General features: G+C 55.0%; 17 protein-coding genes. 10 read left to right on the top strand and 7 right to left on the bottom strand.

Annotated elements, in window-relative coordinates; translation table 11 throughout:
- Positions 1-398: 398 nt before the first annotated feature.
- From EXR70_21095 to EXR70_21075, 5 genes are all read left to right on the top strand, one after another.
- Positions 399-1,232, top strand: coding sequence for a hypothetical protein (locus EXR70_21095; GenBank protein MSP40994.1), 834 nt, complete (start codon positions 399-401; stop codon positions 1,230-1,232).
- 183 nt (positions 1,233-1,415) lie between these two features.
- On the top strand, positions 1,416-2,072 hold the full coding sequence (locus tag EXR70_21090) for a cyclase family protein (GenBank protein ID MSP40993.1): 657 nt from the start codon (positions 1,416-1,418) through the stop codon (positions 2,070-2,072).
- A 181-nt stretch (positions 2,073-2,253) separates the two neighbouring features.
- The gene (locus EXR70_21085; GenBank protein MSP40992.1) at positions 2,254-3,222 is read left to right on the top strand and encodes a dihydrodipicolinate synthase family protein; all 969 of its coding nucleotides are present in this window, start codon (positions 2,254-2,256) and stop codon (positions 3,220-3,222) included.
- Positions 3,223-3,285: 63 nt separating this feature from the next.
- Positions 3,286-3,477 carry a hypothetical protein gene (locus tag EXR70_21080; GenBank protein MSP40991.1) on the top strand — a complete coding sequence of 64 codons (192 nt, stop codon included), beginning with the start codon at positions 3,286-3,288 and terminating at the stop codon, positions 3,475-3,477.
- Between the two features lie 7 nt (positions 3,478-3,484).
- On the top strand, positions 3,485-4,480 hold the full coding sequence (locus EXR70_21075) for an NAD(P)/FAD-dependent oxidoreductase (GenBank protein ID MSP40990.1): 996 nt from the start codon (positions 3,485-3,487) through the stop codon (positions 4,478-4,480).
- Between the two features lie 280 nt (positions 4,481-4,760).
- Here the strand turns inward: EXR70_21075 and EXR70_21070 are convergent, their stop codons facing one another.
- The 5 genes from EXR70_21070 to EXR70_21050 are packed head-to-tail and all read right to left on the bottom strand — an operon-like array spanning position 4,761 to position 9,734.
- The gene (locus tag EXR70_21070) at positions 4,761-5,441 is read right to left on the bottom strand and encodes a tetratricopeptide repeat protein (protein MSP40989.1); all 681 of its coding nucleotides are present in this window, start codon (positions 5,439-5,441) and stop codon (positions 4,761-4,763) included.
- 27 nt (positions 5,442-5,468) lie between these two features.
- A complete protein-coding gene (locus EXR70_21065) occupies positions 5,469-5,996 on the bottom strand; it encodes a bifunctional nuclease family protein (protein ID MSP40988.1) in 528 nt (175 codons plus the stop codon).
- Positions 5,993-7,363: a tRNA (N6-isopentenyl adenosine(37)-C2)-methylthiotransferase MiaB gene (miaB, locus tag EXR70_21060; protein ID MSP40987.1), complete on the bottom strand. Its 1,371-nt coding sequence runs from the start codon at positions 7,361-7,363 to the stop codon at positions 5,993-5,995. Before miaB ends, EXR70_21065 begins: the two co-directional genes overlap by 4 nt.
- 4 nt (positions 7,364-7,367) lie before the next feature.
- Complete coding sequence (locus tag EXR70_21055) at positions 7,368-8,774, bottom strand: VWA domain-containing protein (GenBank protein MSP40986.1); 1,407 nt, start codon at positions 8,772-8,774, stop codon at positions 7,368-7,370.
- A gap of 6 nt (positions 8,775-8,780) precedes the next feature.
- Positions 8,781-9,734 (bottom strand): MoxR family ATPase, encoded by a 954-nt coding sequence (locus tag EXR70_21050; GenBank protein MSP40985.1) that lies wholly within the window; start codon positions 9,732-9,734, stop codon positions 8,781-8,783.
- Positions 9,735-9,843: 109 nt separating this feature from the next.
- On the opposite strand from EXR70_21050, the gene EXR70_21045 reads away from it, so the two are divergent.
- The 3 genes from EXR70_21045 to EXR70_21035 all read left to right on the top strand — a co-directional run bounded on the left by EXR70_21045 (position 9,844) and on the right by EXR70_21035 (position 12,772).
- Positions 9,844-10,608 (top strand): hypothetical protein, encoded by a 765-nt coding sequence (locus EXR70_21045; protein ID MSP40984.1) that lies wholly within the window; start codon positions 9,844-9,846, stop codon positions 10,606-10,608.
- 5 nt (positions 10,609-10,613) lie between these two features.
- On the top strand, positions 10,614-11,393 hold the full coding sequence (locus tag EXR70_21040; protein MSP40983.1) for a hypothetical protein: 780 nt from the start codon (positions 10,614-10,616) through the stop codon (positions 11,391-11,393).
- Between the two features lie 89 nt (positions 11,394-11,482).
- Complete coding sequence (locus EXR70_21035; GenBank protein MSP40982.1) at positions 11,483-12,772, top strand: MFS transporter; 1,290 nt, start codon at positions 11,483-11,485, stop codon at positions 12,770-12,772.
- Positions 12,773-12,797: 25 nt separating this feature from the next.
- Here the strand turns inward: EXR70_21035 and EXR70_21030 are convergent, their stop codons facing one another.
- Positions 12,798-13,742 (bottom strand): ABC transporter substrate-binding protein, encoded by a 945-nt coding sequence (locus tag EXR70_21030; protein MSP40981.1) that lies wholly within the window; start codon positions 13,740-13,742, stop codon positions 12,798-12,800.
- A 184-nt stretch (positions 13,743-13,926) separates the two neighbouring features.
- Between EXR70_21030 and EXR70_21025 the strand changes: the two genes are divergently transcribed.
- A complete protein-coding gene (locus EXR70_21025; GenBank protein MSP40980.1) occupies positions 13,927-14,652 on the top strand; it encodes a hypothetical protein in 726 nt (241 codons plus the stop codon).
- A 125-nt stretch (positions 14,653-14,777) separates the two neighbouring features.
- The gene (locus tag EXR70_21020) at positions 14,778-15,770 is read left to right on the top strand and encodes an ABC transporter substrate-binding protein (protein MSP40979.1); all 993 of its coding nucleotides are present in this window, start codon (positions 14,778-14,780) and stop codon (positions 15,768-15,770) included.
- Positions 15,771-15,877: 107 nt separating this feature from the next.
- Here the strand turns inward: EXR70_21020 and EXR70_21015 are convergent, their stop codons facing one another.
- On the bottom strand, positions 15,878-16,942 hold the full coding sequence (locus EXR70_21015) for a hypothetical protein (protein MSP40978.1): 1,065 nt from the start codon (positions 16,940-16,942) through the stop codon (positions 15,878-15,880).
- Between the last annotated feature and the right edge of the window lie 344 nt (positions 16,943-17,286).

Below are 17,286 nucleotides of genomic sequence, written 5' to 3'. Positions count from 1 at the left end.
TAACGGCCATCTCCAGCGTTGATTCCGACCCCCGGCCGCACGCAGAAAATACGATTTAAAAAAATTTCAAAAACTTTGTTCGTGGGGGTCTGGCCATAGCTATGGACCACTTCCGGCCGAGATTTAAATGCCACCCCCTCAACCGCGACGCATCCGATCCGCGCGACAATGGCCGCCGACGGATTCCACACGATCGCCGCGGGCCAGCGCAGTTTTGCTGCAAACGTTCGTTGATTCATGAACCGGAACCGTTCCGGGCATTCGATGAGCGTTTCAAAGTGTCCAAAAAGTGTCCACGAAGTGTCCAAGCTAAGCGGATTTGAGCCGATTTCATATAATCTTCGTAATCGCTTTTCTCTGATTTTTCCATGTGGTAAGAGTTCATAAGATTTGAACAAATGCCCCCGGACGGATTCCTAATCCTGAGGCCACGCGTTCGAATCGCGTCGGGGGCATTTATACTGAATCGGCGAGGAGATCTTATTGCTATGGCCGTTATATCGAGCACGGAATTTGTCAAAGAGATCCAGCAGATGGTACGGGCCAAGCACTCGAAAAATCATTCGATCATCGGCATGATTGAAGAGGGCAAGCTGGATCTGGATGCGCTCAAAGGTTTCATCGGTCAGTTCTATTTATTTTTCCCGAAGCCTTTCCCCAAACCGATCGCGGCCATGCTGGCGCGCTGTCCCGACGATCCCGAGCTGGAAAAGATGTGGATCGAAAACGTCGTCGAAGAGGGGACAGGGGAGATCACCGGCACCGACAGCCATAAACAACTCTTCATTAGCTTCGCCAAAGCTTGCGGCTACAGCAAAGAAGAACTCGATGCCGTCGAGCCGACGCCGGAGACTCAGGCCTTTCTCGACTGGCGCGAGCTTTTGATGTATCAACGAACCTGGTTGGAGCTCTATGCCTGCCAAGGTTTCTGTCTCGAAGGCACGGCAACAGAGCGAATGACACGTATCGTCCACGGTTTAACTCACCATTATGGTTTCACCCTCGAGTCGGAAGATATTCGCTACTGGACTTTGCACATGGGCGTCGACGAAGAGCATATGAAAGTCGGACCGCTGGCGGTCGAGCGCTACGCCGTGAGCGAACCGCAGCAGATTGCGATTCGCGCTTCCGTGCAAAAAACCTTGGACCAATTCTGGCTCGCCTTTGACGGCATCAAGCGCGCTTATGTCGACAAAGATCCGCTCTACGCGCGCTGGCGCGGCGGAACGTAGGTCTTTCGAGGTTTACTGTGAAGGTGATTTTCACCACGAAGAGCACGAAGGACACGAAGGGTTCGGATAATTGTAACTCCGAACTTCGTGCTCTTCGTGTGCTTCGTGGTGAACAAAACAGAATGAACGTAGCACTTATCCACGCAACAGCATGAAGTGCGAAACTAACAAGGAGAGACGGCGATGGAAATGATCGATTTGACCCGAGTGATCTACGACGGCATGCCGAAGATTCCGATCTTGCCGGAAGTGCATGTGGCGAGGTTTCTGAGCTTGGAAAAGGGCCATCCGCTGAACGTCACCGAAGTCTCCTTTCCTTGTCATGCCGGCACCCATGTGGACGCGCCGATTCATATTGTGGCCAATGGCAAATCTATTGACGAACTACCCGTCGACGCTTTCGTCGGCCCTGGCGCCGTGATCAGCGTAAAGAAGAACGGCGGCGAAGAAGTGACCGCAAAAGATTTGGAAGCATCGGGCGTGACGGTCAATCGCGGCGACATTCTCATGCTCCATACCGGCTGGGACGAAAAGTTCGACAGCCCGGATTACAATCTTCATCCTTATCTTTCGGTTGACGCAGCTGAATGGATGGTCAAGAAGGGCATCAAGATGTTCGGTATCGATTGCATCACCGTCGATCTGCCCACGCCGCTGCGGCCCAAGGGCTTCGAATTTCCCGTGCATCGCACGCTGCTCGGCAATAACGTGTTGATCGCCGAGAATGTCACTAACATTGGCAGCATCATCGGCAAACGCACGCGCATCCTGGCGTTGCCGCTGCGCATCAAAGGCAGCGACGCCGGCCACGCGCGCATCGTCGCGGAAGTATTGATTTAGGATTTTTCGGAATCGGATGATTTAACCGCAAAGGGCGCAAAGAGCGCAAAAAAATCCGGATTGGCAGGGGCGGGTTTCAAACCCGCCCTTGCATTAACCCTTCGTGCTCTTCGTGGTGAACAGAAAATTCGGAACGATATAAACAGTCGACGCATTTGCCTGAAGAGCCTGATATAAAATTATGACGACACCCAAACCAATCAGCGGAATTATCGGCGCTTGCCTGACGCCTTTCGACGCGAACGACCGGGTCGATTACAAGGCGCTCGAAAAGGAAATCGAATTTCTCGTCCCGGACTGCGACGCCATCACGGTGGCGGCAGTCGAGGCGGCGGAATATACCATGCTGTCGCGCGAGGAACGCAAGGAAGTGCTGAAAGTCGCCACCGAGATGATCGCCAAGCGCGTGCCGGTGATTCTCGGTTGCTCTAGCCCGGCGCCGCGCGAAGTGATCGATCTGGCCGAATACTCGGCCAAAGTCGGCGGCGACTTCATTCAAGTGCTGATGCCGCTCAGACCCTGGGGCGGGCAGCCGACGATTGCTGAGCTGATGGAATTTTACACTCAAGTAGCCTCGGCGAGTCCGCTGCCGGTCACTTGTTATCACAATCCCGGTCCGGGCGCCGATCCGCCCCAGGACGCTTTTGTTAAGATCAGCGAGATCGATAACATTCGTTACTTCAAAGAGAGTTCGCGCGATATCACGAAAATTTCTCGCTTGATCGAGCAAATCGAACTCGCCGGCCGCGGTCACTATTTCACGACGATGCAGCCGTTGCTGGTGACATTGATGCTCGGCGGCTCCGGCGCGACCATGCCGCCGCCAGGCACGCGCATCGGCGCGCAGATCGTCAAAGCATTTCGCGCCGGCGACTTGGACACGGCGCGCTTTTGGGCGCGTTGTTACGCACTGTTTCCAGGGAAATGGGGCGCCTACGGTTTGCCGCCGGTGATGAAGTCGGCGATGAAACATTTCGGCGTCGATCTCGGCAATCCCTGCCGGCCCTACACGCCGGTGAGTCCGCGCGACCATGAGCAGATCGGCCAATTCTTGCGCCAAGTGGGACTGATCGGCGAAGCCGGTCCGACGCCGCAGGGATTGCTCGACGCCAGCGAAAAGCTACGTCAGATCGATACTTTCCTCAGATAGTTGAAGAAAAGGTAAGGACGCTCGGCGGATTTGTAAACGATTCGCGCGGTGCCCAATAACTTTATGGAATGGCTTAAAGATCTTTCAGACAAACTAGTGATCTGGCTTTTGCATTCGACCTCGGGCTTTGGCAAAGAGCTCACTGCCGACGGCAAAAAAGAGCAAGCGCTTTGGCGCGAGCAACGATTGAGAAATCTCCAAGGCTTGGCGCAACGCTCGAAGCAGCGCTTCGGCGACAAAAACAAATTGGCTTAACGATAAGATGCAACTGCTAAACCGACGGAAGAAAATTGTCGTGCTCGGCGGCGGCTGCGGCGGCGTCGTCGCCGCAACGCAATTAGGCCGCAAGCTCGGCACCGACCACGACGTGATCTTGGTCGACCGCCGGCCCGATCATATTTTCATGCCGGCGTTTCTCTTTATCATGCTCGGCGAACGCCAACCGCGCGACATCAGCCGCAGCTTGAAAATTCTCGAGAAGCGCAACGTCAAAATCATTCAATCGGAAATTCTCAACATCGATCCGGCCCGCCAAGAGGTCTCCTTAGAAAAAGAAAAGCTCAACTACGACTATTTGATCGTGTCGCTGGGTTTGCAGACTCGGCCCGATTTGATTTCCGGCTTTGCTGAAGCATCACAGCACCCCTGGGAGATGGAGTCCGCCTTGCGCCTGCGCGACAGCCTGGCGAATTTTCATGGCGGTAGGGTAGTCGTCGGCGTGCCGCTCGGCCCGTACCGCTGCCCACCGGCGCCCTACGAAGCGCAATGGATGCTCGACGGCTATTTTCGCCAGAAGGGCATTCGCGATCGCGTCCAGTTGGAATACTTCACCCGCGAAGCCGAGCCCACCGGTGAAGCCCACGATCCGGTGGTCTGGATGGACGCCGAGAGCAAGCGGCGCGGCATCAAGCAGAACTATGAATTCGTCGTGCGCGCCATCGATCCAGAGAAAAAGGTCGTCCAGGGACTATATAATTACAACATTCCCTACGATCTTTTGGTGATGATCCCGCCGCACCGGCCGGCGCAGGTGTTATTGGACAGCGGGCTGGCTGATACCGAGACCGGTATTCGCGTCGATTACGATACGCTGCAAACCAAGTGGGATAATGTCTACGCCATCGGCGATTGCGCCGATATGCCGGCCTCCAAAGCCGGCGGTGTGGCGCACCAAGAAGCCGATGTGCTGGCGCACAATGTAGCCGTGGAGATCACCGGCAAAGGCCGACCGGTAGATCTCTGGCTCCATACCATATGACTACTGGCATGCGGCGCTGGACGCGCCGCGGCAAATCGAACGACATATCCAACCGGCTGGCCGCCGTTCGGCGTTACCGACCCGCGCACTCTCGGTCCATCGAAGTTGATATATTGGGCTAAGGTCGGTTTCGAAAAATGGTGGCTGTGGCGCTATTTCTAATTAAGCGGGGTGGGTGTCAACGGTAGAGCGGCAAGTGAAGCGTGCTTCACGGACACGGGCAAGAGGTTTTTCTCTAAGTTGACATAATATTTCTTATCAGACGTTAACTATAAACCGATTATTTAACCTTGGCCGGCGCGACCGCCGTTGACGCTTCCAGTTCAGCAAGTTTCAATCCCAACGACGACCCGGGATTGTCCTTAAGAAACTCTTTATATGCAGCAATCACCGTCGGTCGATCGCCGAGCTGTTCGGCGCAGCGGGCTTTCCCCAGCGTCGCGTCGTTTTGCAACGGGCCAACGATCTTTTGCGCTTCGATGAAATGATCGATCGCGAGTTTGCATTGATTCTTGCGTTCTTCCGCCGATGCCAATGCCACCAGCGCCAACTGCCGATATAAACTGCTCGGCGAAGTCGCAATGACCGCGCGCTGGCCTGAGTTGAGCGCTTTGTCTAAGTCGCTGGTCGCCAGATAAATGTTGGTCTGGTAAAGATGCGACAAGCCGGCGTAACGCGACCAACGATAGCCCTGAACCTTTTCGAAGCCAGCGATCGCCTCCGAATATTTCTGCGTTTGAAATAGCTCCACGGCCTTGGAGAACTCTTGGCCCGCGGCGATGTTCTGCCTTTCCTTAAATGACTGCCAAGCCCAAACTCCGATGAGCACTAACAGTACGACGGCTGCGGCTGAAACCACCTGAGGTACGTGGTTTTGAACGAAATCGATGGCTCGATCTGAGTTGACTTGGAACCAATCCGGTTGGCGTATTTCTTTTCTCGTAACTTTACTTGTTGCCATGGTTTAATTTTCGGCTCACTGACAGATTTATTGCTTATATTTAAAATCGCTAGGACCCATTTTTTCGAGAATCTCGGCCCATTTTTCCGGGGACACGTTGGAGATGTTTTCCATCGGCGCTTCCTTGCCGTCGTCGCTTTGTTGCAACACGCTGGAGGCTTCGAGTACCGACTTGGCGACGTAGATCGGACTCTTGGTGCGCAGCGCCAGCGCGATTGCGTCGCTGGGGCGCGAATCGATCATCACTTGGCGCCCCGACAGGCTAATATTCACCGCGGCATAATAAGTATTTTCTTTTAGTTCGGTGATCTCCACCGATTCCACCGAACCGCCGACTTCGCTAAGAATGGTCTTGAGCAGATCGTGGGTCATGGGCCGCGCCATCTTGATGCCTTCGATTTCAGTGGCCATGGCGGTAGCTTCCAATAGACCGATCCAGATCGGCAAGTTGAGCTTGTTTTCGGTATCCTTGAGAATCACGATGGGCGTCTTGGTCACAGGGTCCAAGGTCAAACCGCCCACCGACATTTGAATCGTATCTTCCCTTTTGCTCATGCCATGTTTCCTTCCAATAGCACAGTTGAACTTGGCCCTTGCGGAGGCAATAGTTCGCCGACCAACGAGTTCGCCGTGGCGCTGGTGATTCTAACCTTAACGATGCGGCCGGCAAAACTTTCAGGCGCGCTGACGTTGACGATGCGATTGGTGCGGGTGCGTCCCATCATTTGGCCATTTTTCATTTTCGCCGGTCCATCGATCAATATTTCATCCAGGTCGCCGATGCGGCCGCGATTTTTTGTCAAGCAGATTTCCCGTTGCAAATCTTGCACGCGCTTCAAACGCGCCTTTTTCACTTCCTCTGGAACATCGTCGTCATAGATTTTAGCCGACACCGTCTGCGGTCTGGGCGAATACACGAATGCGTAGATCTCATCATATTCCACAAGCTCCAGTAATTCTATAGTCGCTTCGAACTCGTCGTCGGTTTCACCGGGAAAGCCGACGATGATGTCGCTGCTGAGCGCCACGTCCAGCCGGCGCTCGCGCAAGCGCGCGATGCGTTCTAAATATTCTTGCCGCGTATAGCCGCGCCGCATGCGCGCCAGAACCGTATCCGACCCGGACTGCACCGGCAGATGCAGATGTTCGCAAAGATGCGCACAAGTCGCGAACGCTTCGACCAACGCCGGCGATAAATCTTGCGGATGGGAAGTGGTAAAGCGAATGCGCTCGATGCCGTCGATGGCATCGACATGCTGGAGCAGTTCGCCGAAGCTCAATTCGCCGGCGCTGAGTTTGCCGTAGGAGTTGACGTTCTGGCCGAGCAGCATGACCTCTTTGACGCCTTGGGCCACCAAGTCTTCGACTTCGGCAATTATCTTGGCGCTCGACCGGCTCACTTCGCGGCCGCGCACGTGGGGCACGATGCAAAAGCTGCACACCTTGTTGCAGCCCTGCATGATCGTCACAAACGCCTTGGCGCCGTGAACCTGGGTCCGGCCGTCGTCGAGTTCCATGTAAGCCGGGTCACGGTAGAAAGTCGTCTCTACCGGCCGGGTCCGCGAAGCTTCCACCTGCTCGATCAATTCCGGCAGCTTGTGAATGTTATGGGTACCGAAAACCAAATCGAGATGGGGCACGCGCTTGAGCAGCTTCTCCCCTTCTTGCTGAGCGACGCAGCCGCCGACGCCGATGATCACGCCGTCGCGGTAATTTTTAAATTCCTTCCAACTGCCGAGCGCGCTGTAAACTTTTTGTTCGGCCTTGTCGCGCACGCTGCATGTGTTGAGCAGGATCAAATCCGCCGCGTCGATGCGGTCGGTCCGCACATAGCCGCATTTGCCCATGACCTGGGCGATTTTTTCCGAATCGTACTGGTTCATCTGACAGCCGTAGGTTTGGATGAAAAGTTTTTTCGGCATCGGCTTAGGGCGCGATCAAATCGACGATCTTGTAAAGTTGGTTGATGCTACGGCATTCTTCGGCAACGTGGCAATGGGGCGCGTAGCGCGGCATCTCGCTGTCGCCGATGCCCCAGGTCATGCGGCTTTCGGGGTTGAGCCAAATCAGCTGCTTGGCTTTGGCTTTGATCTCGCGCAGCACCCAGTCGTTGGGCCGGTTATAATTGTTGCGTCCGTCGCCGATGATCAGCACGGTGGTCTTGCTGGTGACGGCGTTGAAAAAATTACGGTGGAACTGCTCGAAGGCACGGCCAAAGTTGGAATGGGAAAAAACATCGATGACGTCGCCCTTCAGCGCGGTTTCCACCGCCGTCGAGATGTCATGTTCTTCGAACAGCCGGGTGACTTCGCCGATCTCGGCGACGAACACGAAGCTGCGCACCTTGGCGTAGAGATCCTGGACCGAATAAACGAACTGCAACATGAAGCGCGACGCGTTCAACACCGAATCGGAAATATCGCACAGCACCATGACTTGCGGTTTGGTCTTCTTGCGCCGGTCGAGCTGGATATTGAAGGGCACGCCGCCGTACTGCATATTTTTCCGCAGCGTCGCTTTGACGTTGAAGCGGCCGCGCACGGCTTTCTTGCGCCGCACCGAAAGACGATTTTTCAAACGCTGGGCCAGGCGCGCGACGGCATCGTTCATGCGCCGGATATCGTCTTCGGTGTAAAACGAAAAACTCTTATCGGCCAAGTTGCCGCGCTGGCTTGAATCGCGCGGCTCCATGCCTTGCTTGCGCTGCTCTTGCTGAATGATTTCGCGCAACAACCGGTTCAAGTCGCGCATGCGCTCGTCGAGATAACGCATGACGTTCTGTAAATCTTCGCCATTCTCGCCGAGCATCTGCAGCATGCCCTTAAAGCGCTCGATCTCGCTCTGCACCCGGTCGAGCCCGAGCCGCATGATCATGCGAGTGTAGGGTGTGTGGCGCAGACTATCCGGCGTGCCGCCTTGGCTCTCCTGCTCCATCGCTTCGCGCAGGAGTTTTTCCAGCTCGCCGCGGTTGTTCTGCAACAGCGCTTTGGTGAGCGCGGACAAGTCCCCTTCCATCTCTTTGAGCAGTTTCTGAATCTGCTCGAGCATTTCCTGAAACTGTTCGGGCGAGAGACCGAGATCTTCCATGATCTTGCGGTCGAGGGCGTCGAGCGCTTGGCCGATGCCGAGAAAAAAATAGTCGAACAGCTCGTCGAAGGGTTTTACGTCGGCGCTACGCTTGACCAAGGTCGCTCGCAGGGCGTTACGAAACATCAGCGGATCGCCGATACCGATCAAATCGAGGGCGCGAAAGGCGTCCATATTCTCGGCCAACGACACGCGGATGCCGTTTCGGCGCAGCACGTTGGCAAACTCGATGACACGGGATTGCATGGCAGCCTAGTGCAGGTGATCCTTTTCGCTGTCGGCCGGCTGGCGCGCCTGCTTTTCGGCGAGATAAGCTTTAAGCTCTTGATGAGCTTTGCGGATATCGGCTTCGTATTTCATCAAGGTCGAAAAGGTCTGTTCGACCAACTCGTTGTCTAACTCTTTGATGTTGAGCAAGGTCAACGCGCGCACCCAGTCGAGGGTCTCGCTGATACTCGGGGTCTTCTTGAGATCGAGCTTGCGCAAGCGATGCAGCAAACGCACCACTTCGTCGGCCAGCTTGTCGCCGACACCGGGGACTTTGAGTGTGATGATTGCCTTTTCCCGCTCGGCATCGGGAAAATCCAAGTAAAGATGCAAACAGCGCCGTTTGAGCGCGTCGGACATTTCCCGGCTGTTGTTGCTGGTGAGCACGACGATGGGAATATGCTTCGCCTTGAGCGTGCCGATCTCCGGCACGGTGATTTGAAAATCGCTCAGCACTTCGAGAAGAAAGGCCTCGAACTCGGCGTCCGATTTATCGATCTCGTCGATCAACAGCACCACCCGTTTTTCCGACAGCAACGCGCGCAAGAGCGGCCGCGGTAGGAGAAAACGGTCGGAGAAAAAAACCCCGTCTTGATTGGCCACGTGATCGACCGCTTCTTGGAGCGTCTTGGCGCCTTGGACGATCTCGCCGATCTTGTCTTTGAGAATCTGAGTATAAAGGAGCTGCTTGGCGTATTCCCATTCGTAAAGCGCCTTGGCTTCATCGAGACCTTCGTAGCATTGCAGGCGAATCAGCTCCAGGCCGAGGCAATCGGCGAGGACTTTTCCCAGTTCGGTTTTGCCGACGCCCGCCGGACCTTCGACCAACAGCGGCTTTTGCAAAGCGGTTCCCAAATAAACTACCGTAGCGACATTTTTGTTGCACAGATATTTTTGTCCGCCCAGGCCGGCAATCACTTCATCGACTGATTGAAACATAGTTGCCCTTTCCAATTCGAGCGAGGCTAACATAATCGATTCCCAACAACAAATAATGCGCTGCCAGCGCCGATTGCCAAAGCGGCGTGCATTCTGTAATCAATGATGGGTGTGCACGCTGGCGCTCTATTTTCACCAATTCGCTCAATACCCACTGGTAGTGGCCGCCAATCGCGACGAACATTTCGACCGGCCCTCCGCCGCGCCGGCGTTGCTCGCTGGCGAACCGAAGGTTGTCGCCGGCAAGGATCTGCGCGCCGGCGGCACTTGGCTCGGCGTCAACGAACATGGCCTGTTGGTAGGTATTCTCAATCGGCGCATTAATGGCGACGCCTTGCCGGCAACCATCGCCCGCTCGCGCGGTGCGTTGTGCATGGAACTGTTGCAGTTAAACTCCGCGTCAGCGGCGCTTAAACGTATCGCCACCGACAACCATCGCTACAATCCTTTCACGATCGTTTTTGCCGACAAGTTAAACGCCTATGTCGCCTACAACGACGACGCGGCGATCATCACGCAAGGATTAGAAGCGGGCTTGCATGTTTTTAGCAGTGCCGCGGAAGTCGATCTTAGTTCAGCCAAAGCCGAGCGCGCCCATCAGGGCTTCGCAAGCGTGATGAATCCAGTCAATGGCAAAATTGCTCAAACCCAGGAATTATTGTTGTCATTGCAAAAAATTCTCAGCGACCATTCTCTCGGCGACGGCTCGGACAATCCCGGCGACGCCATCTGCGTCCATCGCGAAAGCACCGGCACCGTGTCGTCGAGCGTGATAGTTTTGAAAGCAGCGCAGACACGCTTCGAAACCTATTTTTGTCCTGGCCCACCTTGCGGCAATCAATTCACCGCCCCTATAAGTTTGGTCATCACATGAGCGAAATGAAAAAGCTGCGACAGGCGGCGACGGTGATCTTGTTGCGGTCCGCCGCGCCCAAGGGCTTCGAAGTCTTCCTCACCCGCCGGCCCGACGACATGCCGTTTCTCGGCGGCATGTACTGTTATCCCGGCGGCACGGTGGGCAAAGATGATGGCAGCAAAGCAATGCTCGAACGCTGCGCCGGATTGAGCGTCAAGCAGGCGCGCAAAATCATCGGCGCAAGTTTTACCAATGCCGAAGCGATGAGTCTGTGGGTCGCCAGCGTGCGCGAAGTATTCGAAGAAGTCGGCGTGCTGTTGGCCGTGGAAGAAAACGGAACGGAATTAGCTATGCATGGCGAGCGCGCCGCGCGCCTAACGGAAAAACACGCGGCGTTATCGAACCAGACATTGAGCTTTCTCGAATTGCTGAAAAGCGAAAAACTGCGCTGCGATCTCGCCGCCCTGGCGCATTTCTCCTACTGGCAGACCCCTGCACAATTCGCCATGCGTTTCGACACGCGCGTTTTTCTCGCCAAACTTCCCGAAGGCCAAACGCCGCTAGCGACCTCCGACGAAGTCGCCCACAGCATTTGGCTCACACCGGACAAAGCGATGCAGCTTTTTAGTCGCAACGAACTGCCGATGATCTTTCCGACCTTCGCGGCTCTACGAACTTTGGCCGATTTCGAGACGCTGGAGAGCGTGCTGCGCGAATTCGGCTTGGCGAAGTCATCGGCAAGGGATGATTCACCGCAGAGAGCACAGAGTACACAGAGGTTAAGAAATAATTTTTCTCTGTGATCTCTGTGTGCTCTGTGGTGAAAACCCTTCTTCGGACGGACGAGCGCCGCTCGTCCCTACACCGGAGATTCACTCACGAATAGAATGTGATGTCTTTACTTCGTTCACTCTACTATCGGATCGCCGGACTCTATTTCGGTTGGCGCATGATCGCGGTCGGCTCGGTGCTGCGGATCTTGGGCGGCGGGCTTTATTTCTATGGCTTCTCAGTTTTCTTTTTGCCCTTGAGCCAGGATCTCGATCTCAATCGAGCGGCGACGTCATTGGTTTTCTCCCTGGCGCGCGCTCAGGGCGCGTTCGAAGGGCCCATCGCCGGACATTTCATGGACCGCCACGGGCCGCGCCCGCTGATGATCATGGCGATTCTCTGCGCCGGCGTCGGCCATATGCTGCTCGCCGGCGTGCATAGCTACGCCATGCTGGTGATCGTCTACATGGGCGTGGTGTCGCTAGCGTTTCATGCCGGCTTCATGGACGCGCCGATGTTGATCGCCAACACTTGGTTTATCCGGCAACGCACCATGGCGATGGCGCTGATCAGCGGGTCGATTGGCATCGGCGGATTTCTTTTCACGCCGTTGCTGTCGAGCGCCGTGCACACTTACGGTTGGCGCCAAGCGGCGTTCGGTTGCGGCATGGCATTCATCGTCATCGGCTTGCCGCTGGCGTTCTTGGTGCGCCGCTCGCCGGAAAGCATGGGGCTGGAACCGGATGGCGATGGTCAGCCCATCGACGACGGAATTAACCAAACCAGCAATCCACGGCCAATCGAAGCGCTCGATTTCACCTGGCAGGAAGCGATCAAGACCTCGGCTTTTTGGTTTATCACCGGCGGCACGGCGATCCGCGTGATCGTGCTCAGCGCGATCAACGTTCATTACGTCGCGCTGATGGTCTGGAAAGGCATGACGCCCCAGCGTGCCGCGGTATTTCTCGCGGCGCAAGCGTTCATGTCCTTGCCGTCGCATTTGCTCTTCGGCTGGCTCGGCGATCGAGTCAACAAACCGCGTCTGATGGCGATCTGCATGCTGGTTGCCGCGTCGTCGATGTTATTGTTGGTGAACATTCACGCCGAATGGACGATCCTCATTTTTACCGCTCTGTTCAGCGTTGTCGAGTCAACCTTCCCGGTCAACTGGTCCACCGTCGAGGAATACTTCGGCCGGAAAAATTTTGCCAAGATTCGCGGCTCCATGAGTTTCGTGTCGACCTGGGGCAGCGTCATCGGCCCCGTCGCCGCCGGCGCGATCTACGATCAAACGAAAAGCTACGAGATTCTTATCTGGTCATCGGCGGCGCTGCTGCTACTCGCCAGCGTGCTTTACGGATGGGTCACGCCACCGAAGCCTCAAGCTGTAGTTGAGCAAGTTCGGGCGTAGGGGCGTATGGCATACGCCCTCTTCGCTACGAAAGCCACAAATCTTGGTAACGCACCGCCACGACATCTTCGTACGCCACCGGGCCGGAGAGCTGACCGACAGTTTGCGCGAAACGATTCATCTTCAAAACCATTTCTTCGCTGATCGCCGGATCGTAAAACGCGGCGTCGCGGGCGACGACGTTGGCGATCAGTTCGGCGGCGTCCTTGGGGAATTTGCGTCGGCCCACTTCACGGGCCAGCGACGGGTCGGCGCGCAATGCCGATTGCGCTTTGACGATAGCGCGTACCGCCGCGGCGATCATTTCGGGTTCGCGGGCGATGAAATCATCAGTGGTCGCCATGCCGGCGAACGTGCAGAAGCGGATCTCCGCCGGATCGTCGCCGCGGCGCACGTCGACGAGAATTTTTCCCGCGCCGCTGCTGGTCGCGGTCTCGCCGCCCATGGCGTTGGCCCAGAAGCCGTCTATTTGACCGGCCTGCAATGCCCGCGCGGCGAACACGCCGAAAGAAACGTCGCGCGACTTGGCTCCAGGCAATTCGACGATATCGACATCGCGACCGGGTTCGATGCCGGCGCATTTCAACAGTTCTCTTAACGCCAAGTCCGGCCCTTCCGCCGCGGTGATGCGCAATCCTTTGAGCGCGGACAAATCGCCGCGCTTGGCATTCAAGTTAGATCGGACAACCAACAGCCAAGGCGTGCCGTGGGACAACGCGACGGCGACCTTCGCGCCTTTCCAGTTGGGAAATTCCGTGAGCAGATCGAATACCGAACCGGCGATCATGGCATCGGCACCGCCATCGCGCAGCGCCTTGGTGGCGCCGAGCATGGCGACGAGGTCAATGCGCGCGTCCAAGCCCTCGGCTTTGAAATATCCCAACTCATCCGCCGCTAGTGCTGGGAAACAAGTGTTGCTAACCAAATCGACCGCTGCGATACGAAACTGCACGGTAACCTCCGCTGGCACAGATTGTCAGGCTTCACTATGCGAGATTGGTTTCCTCGGGTCAATCGAGAGCGAAGACGAACAGGTAAAGGGTGAGGGGTAAGGGGTTTCTATCCGGACGCCGGGCGCCTTACGCCTTACCACTTACCCTTCACCCCATACGTGAATTCATGTTATAGGCAACGTATTCCAAATGGAGAACATCATGGCGACCAACCATAACATTCACCTCGGCTTGCTCTCCCCGGCGACGCCGAACAAGCCGCACTTCAAACATGTCGACAAGCTGCTCCCATCCGGCGTTACGATGATTCATGAAGGTCTCGGCTTGCTTGGGGATAGCTATCAGGATTTGGCAGGCAAGGCGGATCAAGTCATCGCCAAAGCCAGCGATTTCACCCGGCGCAATAAAGTCGACGGATTGATACTCACTGGCGGATTCATAGGCTTGTTCAATCCCGGCATCGAAGCCCAAGTGAACGCGGCGATCGGTCTGCCGGTGGTCACCGCGGTGTCGTCGGTCATCGCTGCGTTGAGAACTCTATCGGCGCAATCGTTGCTGCTCATGACGCCCTTCGATGCCAAGTCCGACGCCGTCATCGACGAGCATTTGAGCACTCTCGGTTTCACCGTTTACCTTGGCCCGGCATTCGAAGGGCGCAAAGCCGGTTCGGGCGTCGACCTCACGCCGGAGCAACTCTTCGCGCTCGTGTTAGCGACCTATCAAAACTATCCCGAGGCCGACGCGGTTTACTTTCAAGGCGCCACCATGGACCCGCTGCCGATCATCGATCGCTTGGAACAAGAACTGAACGTCCCGGTGATCGCCAGCAATCCGGCGATGATTTGGAACATGCTGTCGCAACTGGGCGTCAACGAATCGGTGAAAAATTACGGCCGGCTGCTTTCCCAATGGCCGGCGCGGCCGTAATTGCAAAGAGCAAAGATGATCTCACCACAGAGGGCACAGAGAACACAGAGAAAATTATTTCTTAATCTCTGTGAACTCTGTGTGCTCTGTGGTGAATAATCTTCTTCGAGGACGAACCAAACAAGATGGAGAACATGACAATGCACCGCCGTAAACTGTCTTACATACACTGGCTAACGCTCGTGTTCCTCGCCGCATTGTTCTCACCTCCGGCAAATGCTGTCGATAAACTCCGCGTCGGCTTTTCCGCCATCAGCTTGTCCAACGCGCCGGTGTGGATCGCCGAGGAGAAAGGATTTTTCAAGAAAGTCGACATTGAAACCGAAGCCATCGTGGTCGGCGGCGGCGCAACCCGCTCGGTGAGCGCGGTGATCGCCGGCGATTTGCAGTTCGGTTCCACCGGCGGCGGCGCCGTGGTCAGCGCGGTCTTCAGCGGCTCGGATATCGTTATGGTTGCAGCCGGCAACAACAAGGGCATTCAACGGTTGATGGTTCGACCCGACATCGCGACCCCGGCGGCGCTCAAGGGCAAACGCATCGGTATCACAACGTTAGGTTCGTCCGGTCATCTGGCGCTGCTGCTCATGCTGCGCAAATGGGGCATGGCGCCGGAGGACGTCCAAGTCCTCCAAGTCGGCGCCTCGCCGGTCATGCTGATCAGTTTACAAAAAGGCGGCATCGACGCAGCGGTGTTGCAAGATCCGACTTTTTTCATGGCGGAAGACACGGGTTACAAAACCCTCGGCGATCCTGTGACGCTCGACATTCAGTATCTGCAAAACGTCTTGGTCGCCTCGCGCGGATACTTAAAAAGCCATCGCGACATCGCCGTGCGCTTCATGAAAGGCTTCGTCGAAGGCGTCGCCTATTTGAAACGCAACAAAGAAGAGACGATGAGAATCTTGATGAAGAAGATGCGTATCGAAAAGGGCAAAGAGAATTATTTAGAGCGCTCCTACAATCTCTACGCGACCCAATACATGGAAGCCGCCCCCCTACCGTTCGCTAGTCGGCACCAAGACCGTGCTCGAATTCATGGTCAAAGATTTTCCCAAAGCGAAAACCGCCGATCCCAATTCATTCATCGACAACAGTTTGATCAAACCGCTGGAGGATAGCGGGTTTATCAAATCGCTGTATCAATGAACGATTTTCGACTAGATTAAAGTGGTCTCCACTGGTCGACGATCCGATGAGGGATTTGAGATCCTTTGACGTTGTTCAATTAACGGTTAATGGGTACTATTCCCATTTCTCGCGCCTTCGCGATACTTAAAGCGAACGTTCCCGGCTTTCCCACGTTTGGTCGATATAATTCACTGAATTTTGAGGCTCCAATTCGCATGGCGTCGCTAAGCATCGCTCGACCCATTAAAGTGGTCTCGATGTAAACGAAATTCTGATGACTATTGTCAAGGTACACTTTCAAAAGAGCGTGCCCAGGAACTAGGACAATCACCGGATCAAGACCGATCTTTCTAAATATAGAGGCGAGCAACACAGTGCCATCAAGGCAGTTTGCCTGAGTGAACGATATGGATTCGGTTAGAAAACGGACATGCTGACTAATTACCGTACGGGATGTCCCTGAAGGCGTTGCGATGTTTGAATATCGCATTCCTCTTTGTCCCAAAAGCGTCCAAATTGCATTGATCTCCTTAACAACTTGTTGAGGAGTTCCCTGGTAACCGGAAAATTGACTTGTTAGTCTTGTACGCAATGCTTCTTGTAGTAGCTTATCAATCCAGGGATGATTTTCATTTACAAACGCCGCAAGCATCCAGGAAAGATCTTGTACTCTACCATCTTTTGTTTGGAGTCGGAGAGGAACGTCATTTACGGATCTCACGCGAAGTGGCAAAGATTTAGACCCGGCCGAAATACCGTTTGCCTCGATGGAGATCAATGTATCCACCGTTCTAGGCTGAACCAAACGTGTTAAGGTATCATAGGAGTAGCGAATCTTTGGGTAAATCCTATAATCCCCGAACGAGTCCAGCGAAAACTCTTCCTCGGTTGGCTTCGCAATCGAATCAATTTCAATTCTCACACGGATATTCGTTCCGGTCTCTTGGTTTTTAATCACAACGCCGATTGATCCACGAGGATCACCTCGATAGAATTCCGACAAGCGCCCCTTATAGGGAGCCGTTGCTGTCGCAAGTACGAACGCGGGATATATCTCGTTCTCGAAATGTACGATTGGTTGCCACTGAAAATTTGCTCTTTGCGGTGAAGACGGGCTAGATTGTGCCAGGCTTTGCCCCACTGCAATATAGATACTAGCCAAATGTAACATTACGAGAAGATTCGCTAGAACGATTATTCGCGGGCAGTGATTCGTAATCGACGAGATATACAATCGCGTAATTCGCCAATGAATGTGGTCATCATGACTGGATCGACCTTGTTTCCACGGACCCTCCCAGCCGTTAAGACAGAACAAGGTATTTCCATTAGAACACTTCATACGTAGAAAAACTCTAGGGCACCTCTTAAAACTCGGTTGTGAAGTTGTTGTTAGTCTTTGCACAAGATTTGTCTTCACAAAATAAGCCGATGCACGTCCCGAGGCGGCAATCGATCTATTCTGACGCTCAGTTTGGCTGGCTTGCGTTCGTTTTGCGGCATTTT

It is taken from the genome of Deltaproteobacteria bacterium (assembly GCA_009692615.1).
Lineage (GTDB): Bacteria > Desulfobacterota > Binatia > UBA9968 > UBA9968 > DP-20.
Note: the sequence above shows the minus strand (reverse complement) of the source record. Positions and strands in the feature narration are given on the sequence as shown.

Excerpts from the sequence above, each read along its gene's own strand:
- EXR70_21080 (MSP40991.1), top strand. The coding sequence starts at position 3,286 with ATGGAATGGCTTAAAGATCTTTCAGACAAACTAGTGATCTGGCTTTTG.
- EXR70_21040 (MSP40983.1), top strand. The coding sequence starts at position 10,614 with ATGAAAAAGCTGCGACAGGCGGCGACGGTGATCTTGTTGCGGTCCGCC.
- EXR70_21070 (MSP40989.1), bottom strand. The coding sequence starts at position 5,441 with ATGGCAACAAGTAAAGTTACGAGAAAAGAAATACGCCAACCGGATTGG.
- EXR70_21090 (MSP40993.1), top strand. The coding sequence starts at position 1,416 with ATGGAAATGATCGATTTGACCCGAGTGATCTACGACGGCATGCCGAAG.
- EXR70_21025 (MSP40980.1), top strand. The coding sequence starts at position 13,927 with ATGGCGACCAACCATAACATTCACCTCGGCTTGCTCTCCCCGGCGACG.
- EXR70_21020 (MSP40979.1), top strand. The coding sequence starts at position 14,778 with ATGGAGAACATGACAATGCACCGCCGTAAACTGTCTTACATACACTGG.
- EXR70_21055 (MSP40986.1), bottom strand. The coding sequence starts at position 8,774 with ATGCAATCCCGTGTCATCGAGTTTGCCAACGTGCTGCGCCGAAACGGC.
- EXR70_21095 (MSP40994.1), top strand. The coding sequence starts at position 399 with ATGCCCCCGGACGGATTCCTAATCCTGAGGCCACGCGTTCGAATCGCG.
- EXR70_21035 (MSP40982.1), top strand. The coding sequence starts at position 11,483 with ATGTCTTTACTTCGTTCACTCTACTATCGGATCGCCGGACTCTATTTC.
- EXR70_21065 (MSP40988.1), bottom strand. The coding sequence starts at position 5,996 with ATGAGCAAAAGGGAAGATACGATTCAAATGTCGGTGGGCGGTTTGACC.
- EXR70_21050 (MSP40985.1), bottom strand. The coding sequence starts at position 9,734 with ATGTTTCAATCAGTCGATGAAGTGATTGCCGGCCTGGGCGGACAAAAA.
- miaB (MSP40987.1), bottom strand. The coding sequence starts at position 7,363 with ATGCCGAAAAAACTTTTCATCCAAACCTACGGCTGTCAGATGAACCAG.
- EXR70_21075 (MSP40990.1), top strand. The coding sequence starts at position 3,485 with ATGCAACTGCTAAACCGACGGAAGAAAATTGTCGTGCTCGGCGGCGGC.
- EXR70_21085 (MSP40992.1), top strand. The coding sequence starts at position 2,254 with ATGACGACACCCAAACCAATCAGCGGAATTATCGGCGCTTGCCTGACG.